This is a genomic window from Ureibacillus thermophilus (genome assembly GCF_004331915.1).
GTDB lineage: Bacteria > Bacillota > Bacilli > Bacillales_A > Planococcaceae > Ureibacillus > Ureibacillus thermophilus.
Map to the genome: position 1 here is coordinate 1,113,415 of NZ_CP036528.1, position 12,508 is coordinate 1,125,922.

Sequence of the window (12,508 nt, forward strand, 5' to 3'; positions counted from 1 at the left end):
ATGATGCAGCAGGGATCGCCATATCCGAAAACATACGAGGGCAAATTCGCGGACTGAATATGGCAGGCAAAAATATTCAGAACGGCATTTCCCTAATTCAAACAGCTGAGAGAGCATTACAAGAGGTAAACAGCCTATTGCAGCGTCTAATGGTGCAAGCTGCAAATGATACGAATACAAATGAAGATTGCGAAATGATTCAACAAGAGGTAGAACAAATTTTAGAAGAAATTAATCGCATTTCTGATACTACACATTTTAATAATATTGCATTATTAAAAACAGATATTTTAACTGGTTATGGCAAACTAAAAATGGCAATTAATTTATGCAGGTCCTATAAAACAAAAAACCACTTGCAAAATCAACTTGAGCCGTTGCAGGTTTCGATTCTAAAGGTAACGCAGCTTCTTCAATACGGCCGACTCCATTGTCAATGCTTTATTGGAGGCCATTGAAAAGGTAACCTTGGTAAATTTCTCAATTTTAACAGAGGCCGTCATTGATCGGCTGATTCATCATTCTCATTTAATCATCTTCAATGGTGAAAGTCACCGATACAAAGACTCAATCTCTCAACGTTAACCATGGAATTTGGCAAGTGTATATATGCATTTTTAATTGCCAACTCATACACTTGCCAAAAACAAATATCGGAGTTATTTAAAAAACGTCAAACATTTTTGAAAAAAATAGTAGTTTTTTCTATTGATATTTTCTTTTTGCCAACGATATTTATAATTAAGAAAAGTTCAAGTAGATTGCTGATTGGGGGAATAATGATGATGAAATATAAACGCAACGATGCGTTTCGATTCGTTTTTAATCAACCATTAGATGCACAATTTTCTGTGCTTGTAAACGGACGTCGGATTGATAGTGAGATGCATCCATGTAAAATTATTGATATTGGTCCTCAGGGAATGAAAGTGTTTACGGACTTCGACATTTCCAAAATTTACAAACATCCCCCTGATTTATTGCAGCTCGAAATGCATTTTGTGTTGGATATTATCAAAATCCAGGCAATTGGTTACATTCGTTGGAGCCAATCTTATCGAACAGGCGTTTATTATGGGCTTCATTTTAGAAATCAACCGGCTGTCGAGGATTTGATTATCAGCGAAATGAAGCGCCGAAGAAGGAAAGAAGTAATTGATAAGAAACAAATGGAATTTTAGGGAATTTCGAAAAATTTGTCGAATTATTTAAATCATTACATAGTTTGTAGAAGGAATTTGCAAACTTATGTAGAATATAATTTACATAGGGTAAGTAAAGGAGGAGTTTACATGCTAAACTTTAACATTCGCGGTGAGAACATTGAAGTAACTCCAGCAATTCGAGAGTATGTTATCAACAAAGTTCAGAAAATTGAAAAATATTTCAATGAAGGAGTTAACGCTACTGCTAATGTAAACTTGAAAGTGTATAATGACAAAAAGTCAAAAGTGGAAGTAACGATTCCTTTAAAAAATTTAACGCTCCGTGCTGAAGAACGCCACGATGATATGTATGCAGGCATTGACTTGATTGTGGATAAACTGGAACGTCAAATCCGTAAACATAAAACAAAAGTCAACCGCAAAATTCGTGATCGTGAAGGTGTGGGTGTTTACTTCGCAAGTAGTTCAACACCAACGAACAATGAAAACAGCAAAGAAGAAGAGTTCGAAATTGTTCGTACAAAACAATTCGACTTAAAACCAATGGACGAAGATGAAGCCATTCTTCAAATGAACCTGCTCGGCCATGACTTCTACATCTATACTGATGCTGAAACAAACAGCACAAATATTGTTTATAGACGCAAAGATGGTAAGTACGGCTTAATTGAAACAAATTAATAACATCTCAAGCTCTCTGCAAGCGCATGCAGGGAGCTTTTTTAATTTTCGTGGAAGGCGAGAAAATGTAAAGAAGTTTCTAATTATCGGCTACTCGCTTTTCTTTGCTGTTCACTAAGTAAATGCTTGCACCCACCAAAAGCATGCCAAACAGCAAATTTTTCGTAATGGCTTCATCTAAAAAAATCGCACTGACGACCACTGAGATAATCGGCACTAAAAACGTATAGGAACCGACTTTGCTTGCTTCCCCTTCGTTCATCAATTTAAAATAAATCACTTGCCCCGCGGCCATCCCTGCTGTTCCGCCCCAAAGAATAGTGCTGATTAAGTCTACGTTCCATATAATCGAATGAACATCCTCCAAAAAGTACCCGGAAACAAGGAGCGTTCCCCCGCCGAGAATGAGCTGCATTACCACCATCCAATAAAAATCGATGCGGGCTTTGAGTTTTTTGACGAAAACGACTCCACTGGCCCAAGCAAGTGCTGTTGCAAGGGCAAGTATGATTCCAATGGCTGAAAGATGAATCATCAGCCCGTCAATGCTCACTAGTACAATCCCTGTAAATCCGAGTAGGAGGCCGAATATTTTGGCGATGGTCAAGTTTTCATTGAGCAGCCACCAGGATAAGATGCCAAGAATGACTGGCTGGATGTAAACAAGGACTGAAAATAATCCTCCTGGCAAGTACACCATGCCAACTGTTTGCAAGCCGAGGTAGAGAATGTTATTTAAAATCGCTGAGATAACGTAAAACTTCCAATGCTCTTTGAATCGGATGGCGTGGCGCAATTTCCATGCAAAAAGGAATAATAAGCTGCCTGCGATAAAGGAACGAATCCCTGAAAAGAGAAGTGGCGGCATAAATTGCACTCCATGTTTGTAGATAGGCCAGCTGACTCCCCAAATAATGATCAGCAATGCAAGAAGGATATAGGAAACGAGTTGTTTTTTGTTTTCCGTCAATGGGCAACCTTCTTCCACGGTAGACTAAAGTGTGCCCAATAGTATATGTGAGGATTGAGCAGGAGGTTCTTAAGCAATTGGAAGTTTGGCGCCCCCTTTTTTGGCTAGTCACTTCTTGAAAGCGGCTATGTCAACTTGGCAACCCCCTTTGCCCGCTTGTATGGCGTAACACTTCAGTGGATTGACTAATATCCTTAATCTGACCTTAAACAAATTATCTATTTTGAATATTTTCTTCCATGCCATCAACGATTTAAAATAAATTTATCATTCTACTTGGTATTCACAAAGGAGCAAGAATCATGACATTACGGAAAGCATGTACAGTAGCAGGTGCTGCTGCCCGCAGTGGTGCTGGCATTCAAGCGGATTTAAAAACCTTCCAAGAGCTTGGGGTGTACGGATTTACCGCCATCACGGCCATTAACGCAAAACATCCCAGCAAAGAACAAGGCCTCTTCATTCAACCTTTAGATGCCATTGAAGCGCAACTTCTCATCATGAACGAACAAAATGATATTGATGCGTTAAAAACAGGGATGCTTTTTTCAAAAGAAATCATTGAACTGGTGGCCAATTGGCTTGCATCCACTTCCATCCAAAACATCGTTGTCGATCCGGTGATGTTTGGAAAATTTGGCTCGCCGCTGCTTGATTTTGATGCGATGGAAACGCTCAAAACCAAACTGATTCCACAAGCAACCATTATTACACCTAACATGCCGGAAGCGACTTACTTGCTTGGAGGGCAGAAAATCAACTCCATTGAAGATTTGCAAGATGCAGCCAGAGACCTGATGCAGCTTGGTTCGAAATATGTACTTGTAAAAGGTGGACGGCTTCAAGGGCCAGCTGTTGACATATTATATGATGGAAATAAAATGTATAAATTAGAAGCCCCTCGAATTGATACTATTCACACAAATGGCGCAGGCTGCTCCTATTCAGCAGCCATCACAGCGGAATTGGCAAAAGGAAAGCCAATGGAAGAAGCGGTATTGAACGCTAAAAAATTTGTTACAGCAGGCATTAAACGCTTCATTCCATTCGAATATGCCCCTGGAATGATTGATCATCGCGCTTATAAGGTGTATGGAGAAGATGAAGTGCAATTTAACGAAATATAAATTTTAAAGGCAGTGTGTGTTGGGTTTGCCAGCATTCAACTGCTTTTCTTTTTTTAAAACCTCTCATTTTCGCCCTTCCAATTTATTGGCTTTTGCGCAATAATTAATAATGGATAATTTTGCAAATCTCCATACTCAAGGCGCTTATTTGCACCAATATTCCGCCAATGATAAAATGAAAGTTAAGACTGAATGGGAAGTGAAGATTTTCGATGGCAAATATTTTAAATAAATTTTTTGATATGAATAAAAAAGAATTGAAACGTCTAAATAAAATCGCTGATGAAGTGGATGCATTGGCTCCGCAAATGGAAAAACTTTCTGATGAAGAATTAAGAAATAAAACCGACGAATTTAGAGCCCGTTACCAAAACGGTGAAAGTTTAGATGACCTATTGCCGGAAGCGTTCGCCGTTTGTCGCGAAGCTTCACGAAGAGTGCTTGGCATGTACCCTTACCGCGTTCAAGTAATGGGGGCTGCGGTATTGCATGATGGGAACATTGCGGAAATGAAAACCGGGGAAGGGAAAACGTTGACTTCCACTATGGCTGTCTATTTGAATGCTCTTCCTGGTGAAGGGGTTCATGTAGTGACGGTCAATGAATATTTGGCGAAACGCGACGCCACTGAAATGGGCAAACTGTATGAATTTTTAGGTTTAACAGTTGGGTTGAATTTAAATAGTTTATCGAAAGAAGAAAAACGCGAAGCTTATTTAGCAGACATCACGTACAGCACGAATAATGAGCTGGGCTTTGATTATTTGCGTGACAACATGGTGCTTTATAAAGAAGATAAAGTGCAGCGTTCGCTTAACTTTGCCATTATCGACGAGGTGGACTCCATCTTAATCGATGAAGCGCGAACACCATTAATTATTTCAGGACATGCAGGGCGTTCAGCGCAACTTTATGTCCAAGCCAATGCTTTTGTCCGAACGCTTAAAAAAGATGAAGATTATACTTATGATGAAACGACAAAAACGGTTATGCTGACGGAAACCGGTATGACGAAAGCGGAAAAAGCGTTTGGCATTGACAACTTGTATGACTTGTCCCACGTGCGCCTGCTTCATGCTATCAACCAATCATTAAAAGCGCATGTTGCAATGCACCGGGATGTAGATTATGTTGTGCAAGATGGAGAAGTGATCATCGTTGACAGCTTCACAGGCCGTTTGATGAAAGGGCGGCGCTATTCCGATGGCCTCCATCAAGCAATTGAAGCAAAAGAAGGCGTGGAAATCCAAAATGAATCCATGACGCTTGCAACAATCACTTTCCAAAACTACTTCCGGATGTACAAAAAATTAGCTGGTATGACCGGTACAGCCAAAACGGAAGAAGAGGAATTCCGAAATATTTATAATATGAATGTTGTGGTCATTCCTACAAACAAACCGGTTGCCCGCATTGACAAACCGGATATCATCTATGCCACAATGAAAGGGAAATTTGAAGCGGTTGTGAAAGACATTGCGGAACGCCATGCGAAAGGACAGCCGGTGCTTGTTGGAACGGTGGCCATTGAAACGTCTGAAATCATTTCAGAGATGTTGAAGAAACATAAAATTCCGCATAATGTGTTAAATGCGAAAAACCACGAGCGTGAAGCGGAAATTATCGCCCAAGCCGGCCAAAAAGGTGCCGTAACTATTGCGACAAACATGGCTGGTCGTGGTACGGACATCAAGCTTGGCGAAGGAGTTAAAGAACTTGGGGGACTAGCGGTTATCGGTACAGAACGCCATGAATCCCGACGTATTGACAATCAGCTCCGCGGTCGTTCAGGACGCCAAGGAGACCCTGGGATTTCCCAATTCTATTTATCTCTTGAAGATGAGTTAATGCGCCGTTTCGGTTCCGACAGCATGAAAAACATGATGACTAAACTCGGCATGGACGATTCCCAGCCAATCCAGTCCCGTATGGTATCTAAAGCGGTGGAATCTGCCCAAAAACGAGTTGAAGGGAACAACTATGACGCCCGTAAACGTTTGTTGCAATATGATGAAGTATTGCGCCAACAACGGGAAGTCATTTATAAAGAACGGAATGCGGTTCTGGAATCTGAAAATATGCGCGAACTTGTGGAAACTATGATTCGCGAATCCATTGAGAATATGGTATATACCCATACTTCAGGAAATAAAGAAAATTGGAACTTCAAGGCGATGGAAGATTATATTAAAGCCAATCTCCTAGATGAAGGTGAGATTACAGCAAATGATTTACAAGGAAAATCGCCTGAAGAAATGATTGAGTTTATCTATAATAAAGTAATCGAACGCTACAACGAAAAAGAACAAGAATTGACGCCTGAACGTATGCGCGAGTTCGAAAAAGTCATCTTGCTTCGCTCCATCGATACGAAATGGATGGACCATATCGATGCGATGGATCAATTGCGCCAAGGAATTCACCTTCGCGCTTATGGCCAAACAGATCCATTGCGTGAATATGAGCAAGAAGGATTTGCCATGTTTGAAGAAATGGTTGCTGCTATCCGCGAAGATGTGACAAGATATGCAATGAAAGCCCAAATTCGTTACAATCTAGAGCGGGAAGAAGTGGCGAAAGGACAGGCAGTGAATCCGAAAGAAGACGGCGAAAAGCCAAAACGCCAGCCAATCCGCAAAAAACAAAACATTGGAAGAAATGACCCATGTCCATGCGGCAGCGGCAAGAAATATAAAAACTGCCACGGTGCAGTATCTTAAGATGTCTTGTGTTTGCATATCTTCTAGTGGGGAAGTTGTTTGCTGCGGCGGATTTCTTTCTCCCACAAGTGCTGTGCAAGATATTGTTTCCCAAAACCGTTGTCATCTCTATCGATGGCACGGTTTTGTTTCGTGATTTCTGAATGGTTGGTGAAGAATAGGGACCATTCATTCAAATCTAATGTAAATTGGAGGAGCTTTTATGGAATTATCAGATGTGAGAAATAAGTTGGAAACTACAGCCAAAAAATTGGCGGATTTTAGGGGGTCTCTTTGACTTAGAAAATAAAGAGGCTCGCATTCAAGAGTTGGAAGAAATTATGATGATGCCGGATTTCTGGGATGACCAAAATAAAGCCCAAAGCATCATTAATGAGGTCAATAGTATAAAATCTATTGTGAATGAATTAAAGGATTTAGCGGCTACCCAGGAAAACTTGGAAATGACGCTTGAGTTGCTGAAGGAAGAGCCGGATGAAGATTTGCAGGCAGAGCTAGTTCAGGAGTTAAAAGAGTTTGAAGAAAGACTTGAAAACTTTGAACTGCAGCTTTTATTAAGCGAGCCTTATGATAAAAACAACGCCATTTTAGAGCTTCACCCTGGAGCAGGCGGTACGGAATCTCAAGACTGGGCTTCCATGCTTCTTCGCATGTATACTCGTTGGGCAGATAAACACGGTTTCAAAGTGGAAACCCTTGATTATCTTCCTGGGGATGAAGCAGGGATTAAATCGGTAACATTGTTGATTAAAGGGCATAATGCATATGGCTACTTAAAGGCGGAAAAAGGGGTGCATCGTTTAGTGCGCATTTCGCCTTTTGATGCAAACGGCCGCCGCCATACTTCTTTCGTTTCTTGCGAGGTTATGCCTGAGTTTAATAATGAAATTGAAATCGAAATTCGCCAGGAAGATTTGAAAATTGATACGTACCGTTCGACAGGTGCAGGCGGCCAGCACGTAAACACAACTGATTCCGCTGTCCGCATTACGCACATTCCAACAGGCATTGTTGTTTCTTGCCAAGCGGAACGTTCGCAAATCAAAAACCGCGAAAAAGCAATGAATATGTTGAAAGCCAAATTGTATCAATTGGAAATTGAAAAGCAAGAGCAAGAACTTGCGGCTCTTCGCGGGGAGCAAAAGGAAATTGGTTGGGGCTCCCAAATCCGCTCCTATGTGTTCCATCCATATTCCATGGTAAAAGATCACCGCACCAACGTGGAAACTGGAAATGTGCAAGCGGTGATGGATGGCGAGATTGATATGTTTATTAATGCATATTTGCGTTCCCAAATTGCATCGAAAAAATAACGGATTATTGCGTGCAAAATCATGGTTGGTTTTGCACGTTTTTTTGTTTTAGGATGGGGGAGTTGGAGGTGGATGCGTAAAGGGGAAGTATCTTCGTAAGCCCGAAATATGTGAGATAAATAAAAAAATGCGCACCCTCTGGTACGCACGATGAATAGCCCTTCAATCCCAAGTTTTTTCGGATTGAGGGCTATTGTTGGAAAGAGCTTTACAACGAGAGGACAAGTGTAGAACGCTGTAATTCAAGAATGAAAAGCTACCTTACGGCGAACTCCCTACATGTATGGGGAATTGAAAAAGTAAAGACCCATATTTACCTGAACGCTATTGTATTACTTGTTTCAGCGCTAGCGATGGCAAAGGAAAATAAAGGGAAGAAAGCCGCTTAAAAAAATTCAATGTGAAAAATTCTGTAGGTATGCCCAAAAACAGGATTATTGTAATATTTTGTAAAATAACATGCTGGTAGCTATTTGTCGAGTGCTTTATTTTTTATACTTTTATCCAAAAAATCTAATTTTGCAAAATGCTCTATTGAAAAAATGAAAAACAGCCCATGAAATTTCATTCCAAAATTTCATGGGCTGTTTCCATTTTAGAGGGGGTTTTGTCCCAGCCTCACTATGACTATGGGTTCACAATCATAATATATATTTGAAATTATGTTTGGTACAGATTTAAAAAAAGAAAAGCCCTGTAGAGATTTTTCTCCACAGAGCCTTTCGAGATATTTTGATAAACTTTGGACGGTGACAGGCACCGATCCCATTTATTTTCTATTAAACTGCAATTCAATGGTTCCATCTAGTCTTCTTATGACCGTTACATTATATTCCTTGTAAAGAGCATAAACTAACAGCACTCCACCTACAGCAATCGCAGCATAAATAACACCAGTTGAAACACCAGCAGTTGCTGCGACTCCTGTTCCAGTCAAAGCAGAAACTACTAATGATCCACCGCCAGTAACTGGTGTAGTTGCTACACCAACTCCAACTGCCCCTGCTAGTGCAACTGCTGCTGTTTTACTTAACTTACTGATTTTTTCGGCTTTGTGCAACTTTTGAGCGAGTTCTCCAACAACAATAAATTCTTTAACCTTATTTTCTTTAGCTCTTTTTAATTCTTCTTTGGTTCTAACGATTAACATTCCTATCACCTATGTCCCATTAATATTACTATATAGAATAATTATACCATTTATTACATTATTTTATACTATTTAAATTATAAGGCTCTTCACCACAAAATGTACTTGACAATCAGGTTGTTTTCTGATCAAGGGTACAAAAAATGCGAAATTTCCTGTATGGTAAAGGTGACCAAACCATCAACCATGGAGGAAATTTCGCATGCAATCTCAGTTTATCAAAGATTTGATCACTTTACAAGGCTTTCTTATTCCCTCTGCTTAATTAAAAGCAAGAGGTAATTCTTTGATGCGAAGATAATTCACAAAAAACAATGGATATGAATTTCCTACTAACTTACGGATTATGAGGCGATATGGATGATCTTAGGCTAATGATGTTTTTATTTGGATAAATTTTTTTCTATACTAATCATGTCATTTTTTAGATTTTAGATTAGTAGTATCAGTATGTCTAAGTTTGATAGATCACTTACAATCAGCGTAAGGTTATTTGCCCCGGAACCTTCTCGCATGTCGTGTCCACTCATACGTACGCAAGACAGCGGCGACAGATGACGACAATCCTTAGTTAATGTTTTGCATATATGTAGGGAGAAGCCTAATTAATATGGTTATAAACTAAAAACGTCCAACAAATAACATTAACTAAAGGAGTTGAGATACATGAGTTTTTAGAACGGATGGATAAAGAATTAAAAAATTATATGGATTCTCTTATATCCATCTTGTATGAAACAAATCTAACAGCTACTGAAATAGCTAAACGTTCTGGACTTTCTACATCTCAGATTAGTCGTATATTAAGTGGTAAATGTCTCCCTAGATTTTCTTCTTTATGCAAAATATTTTCATCCCTAAATATTGATATTCGATTGTTTTTCAAGAATCCAAATTGGAGTTATTCTGAATTACTCAACGATAAGATTTCACTTATGACAGATGATGAAATTAAAAAACTGAGATGTTTGTTGTCACAAAATATTCGTTTAATTCAGTATAACAAAAAACGATTGAACCCTCATTTTACCCAAAGTCATTTATCTAAATTGATAGGGGGAGATGGTAGCACTAAATCACTTGAAAGAATTTTAAGAGGGAAGCATGATTTAAGCTTCGAGAAGTTGATTGCTATTTCCATAGCATTGAATGTAAATCCAGCGAAATTATTAACTGACACAAGGAGTGATTATAATATGATGGATATTAAAACATTCATCAAAAAATTGGAAGAAATCAAAGCAAAAGGTTACATTCGTACCTTGAGACGTGGAGATACAGGAGTAGGTCATACGTTAGAACAGGAACTTGGTTTGACTGAAAACAACATCTCTTTACCAGATTTAGGTGTAGCGGAACTTAAAGCGGCTAGACGCAACACTTCTTCAATGCTTACACTTTTCACTAAAGAACCTCTTTCTGATAAAGGTCGTAAACGTGACCGCTATTTATTAGAAACTTTTGCTTATGATAGCGATAAAGAAGACCGTATCAAAGAATTGTACACTACAATAAGCGCTTTGGATTATAATGCACAAGGTTTTAAATTAGAGGTTACAAATAAAGAAATTCGTCTCATTCATAAAGATATACCATTAGATGTTTACTGGACAGCAGAATTATTACAAAAAACATTCGAAGATAAACTTCCGGCATTAGTTTATGTTTATGCCGACCATATAGGAGAAGATGCAGACGAACATTTCCATTACACGGAAGCACGTTTACTGAAAGGATTTGATTTTAAAGGTTTTATGAAAGCTGTACAAGATGGTTATATTAAAGTCGATTTGCGTATGCACATGAAGAATAACGGCCGACCTCGAAACCATGGTACAGCTTTCAGAATCTTACGGAGTCATCTCCCGATTTGTTTTAAAGAACAGCAAATTTTAGTAAAACCATAGTCCAAACCATAGTCGTAACTTCCGCGAGTCGCTTTGCGATTGCGGAAGTTACGTGTGTTTATCCTTCTTTTCTTAGAATAAAAATCACTTCACCGTTCATTGTAGTAACTTTCTCACCGACCTTATTCGTCGGCGAATTCTCTTTAGGCATTTTTTTGTTTGGTATATTTCTTTCGAAGGTTAAGACGTGTCTCACTCCGTATTTTTGGAATAACTCAATTATTATTTGATGAGTTGGTATCTTTACTTTTTTTACTGTTCGATTACCAACTACCCAGCATTGATATGAGTTAGGTTTCATAACTCTTGCTATTTCTTTAAGTGCCTTATCCAAATCAATATAGAATTGCAGAACTTCTTTAGCACGTTTTTCATCTTCTATAGCAATTGATTCTATAGTTCTTTCTAACGTTTCAGAAGCTAAGCTATTTTTTAATTCTTTATCAACTTTTCCACCAAGAAGTAATGCATCAATTTTATTTATGTCTTTGACTAAAGATTCATCTTCCCCGATTTCATTAAAATCTAACCACTGTAAAGATAACCTTGAAAATTGCCCATAGGCAACCGTAGTCCTACTATCACCGTAAGGAGGAGATGTTATAAGTAAATCGAAACTGTTATCATCAATTCCTTCGAGATTCATGGCGTTTAAATCGAATATTTTTACCGCTGGTTGGTTTGTAGGGTTTTGTTCATTATATAATTCATAAAATTGCTGGTTCAATTCAATATTACGATTTAAAAACTTAATGAATACATCGAATACATTAGGATTCCAATCCGCTAATTTTTCTTCATCCATGCGATATAATTTAAATTCCGAATTTCTAGTGTTAGAAACATATCTCACAACTTCACTAAATACAGCCCAAAAGAATAACTTGATATCGTCATGTTGTATTTTTTTGATGTTATTTTTGATAATCTGTAGATAATCAATAACATATGGCTTAAACCAATAATCAATATTTTTAAATTCAGGTTTCTCTAAAACAAGGTCACCATTTTTATAGCTTAACTCATCATTACTTAAAGAAAAAATAAATTGTTCAGCAACTTCCGATAAATAAGTAGGGTTTAATGGAGTAGTCTTAACTTTCCCCAATAATCTAGCCAAAGGATTTAAATCCGTACCAAAAGAATCTAGACCATGTAAAACCCCTTCAACCAAAGTGGTTCCGGAACCCATAAAAGGGTCGAAAACAGATTTTATATTCGGTTGATTACTCAATATCATACGCATTAAATTTCTTGCTACTTGAGAAATCATCATGGCCGGATATGAATGATACCCGTGTGAAAATTCCTTGGTATTTTCATTTCGAAAATCCCAAAAATCCTCATCTTGTTCTAAAATATTTAAAAAGATTTGACGAATAGCTTCATCACGATTTTCTAACATGTTTCCTGTATTCATTACTTTCATAGCTTCACTCTCCATAAAAAGAAAAACTCTCTAGTTTAGAGTACC

General features: G+C 38.4%; 10 protein-coding genes and 2 pseudogenes. 9 read left to right on the forward strand and 3 right to left on the reverse strand.

Features of this window, described 5'->3' with window-relative positions; genetic code table 11:
* The first annotated feature begins 14 nt into the window (after positions 1-14).
* The 4 genes and pseudogenes from DKZ56_RS15810 to hpf all read left to right on the forward strand — a co-directional run bounded on the left by DKZ56_RS15810 (position 15) and on the right by hpf (position 1,847).
* Positions 15-458, forward strand: coding sequence for a flagellin N-terminal helical domain-containing protein (locus DKZ56_RS15810; RefSeq protein ID WP_342775806.1), 444 nt, complete (start codon positions 15-17; stop codon positions 456-458).
* 25 nt (positions 459-483) lie between these two features.
* A pseudogene (locus tag DKZ56_RS15540) lies at positions 484-585 on the forward strand (ATP-binding protein); the annotation flags it as partial.
* A gap of 197 nt (positions 586-782) precedes the next feature.
* On the forward strand, positions 783-1,181 hold the full coding sequence (locus DKZ56_RS05530) for a PilZ domain-containing protein (RefSeq protein ID WP_208651749.1): 399 nt from the start codon (positions 783-785) through the stop codon (positions 1,179-1,181).
* Between the two features lie 111 nt (positions 1,182-1,292).
* A complete protein-coding gene (gene hpf / locus DKZ56_RS05535; RefSeq protein ID WP_208651750.1) occupies positions 1,293-1,847 on the forward strand; it encodes a ribosome hibernation-promoting factor, HPF/YfiA family in 555 nt (184 codons plus the stop codon).
* Positions 1,848-1,926: 79 nt separating this feature from the next.
* On the opposite strand, the gene DKZ56_RS05540 is transcribed toward hpf, so the two are convergent.
* Positions 1,927-2,817, reverse strand: a complete 891-nt coding sequence (locus DKZ56_RS05540) for a DMT family transporter (RefSeq protein ID WP_208651751.1) — start codon at positions 2,815-2,817, stop codon at positions 1,927-1,929.
* A gap of 302 nt (positions 2,818-3,119) precedes the next feature.
* On the opposite strand from DKZ56_RS05540, the gene thiD reads away from it, so the two are divergent.
* The 4 genes and pseudogenes from thiD to DKZ56_RS15545 all read left to right on the forward strand — a co-directional run.
* Positions 3,120-3,944: a bifunctional hydroxymethylpyrimidine kinase/phosphomethylpyrimidine kinase gene (thiD, locus tag DKZ56_RS05545; protein WP_208651752.1), complete on the forward strand. Its 825-nt coding sequence runs from the start codon at positions 3,120-3,122 to the stop codon at positions 3,942-3,944.
* A gap of 212 nt (positions 3,945-4,156) precedes the next feature.
* Entirely contained in the window at positions 4,157-6,664 is a 2,508-nt protein-coding gene (gene secA / locus DKZ56_RS05550) for a preprotein translocase subunit SecA (RefSeq protein ID WP_208651753.1), read from the forward strand.
* Positions 6,665-6,866: 202 nt separating this feature from the next.
* Positions 6,867-7,977 (forward strand): peptide chain release factor 2 gene (gene prfB, locus DKZ56_RS05555; RefSeq protein ID WP_208651754.1). Its coding sequence is split into 2 segments (ribosomal slippage): positions 6,867-6,938 and positions 6,940-7,977, totalling 1,110 coding nucleotides; the frame shifts between segments, so codons are not numbered across the junction.
* A 197-nt stretch (positions 7,978-8,174) separates the two neighbouring features.
* Positions 8,175-8,366 (forward strand): annotated as a pseudogene (locus DKZ56_RS15545) (transposase); the annotation flags it as partial.
* Between the two features lie 380 nt (positions 8,367-8,746).
* Here the strand turns inward: DKZ56_RS15545 and DKZ56_RS05560 are convergent.
* Positions 8,747-9,127: a hypothetical protein gene (locus DKZ56_RS05560; protein ID WP_208651755.1), complete on the reverse strand. Its 381-nt coding sequence runs from the start codon at positions 9,125-9,127 to the stop codon at positions 8,747-8,749.
* A 683-nt stretch (positions 9,128-9,810) separates the two neighbouring features.
* Between DKZ56_RS05560 and DKZ56_RS05565 the strand changes: the two genes are divergently transcribed.
* On the forward strand, positions 9,811-11,034 hold the full coding sequence (locus tag DKZ56_RS05565) for an MvaI/BcnI family restriction endonuclease (RefSeq protein ID WP_079935696.1): 1,224 nt from the start codon (positions 9,811-9,813) through the stop codon (positions 11,032-11,034).
* 58 nt (positions 11,035-11,092) lie between these two features.
* Here DKZ56_RS05565 and DKZ56_RS05570 read toward each other — a convergent pair whose 3' ends face one another.
* Positions 11,093-12,463 carry a class I SAM-dependent methyltransferase gene (locus tag DKZ56_RS05570; RefSeq protein WP_208651756.1) on the reverse strand — a complete coding sequence of 457 codons (1,371 nt, stop codon included), beginning with the start codon at positions 12,461-12,463 and terminating at the stop codon, positions 11,093-11,095.
* Positions 12,464-12,508 lie beyond the last annotated feature (45 nt).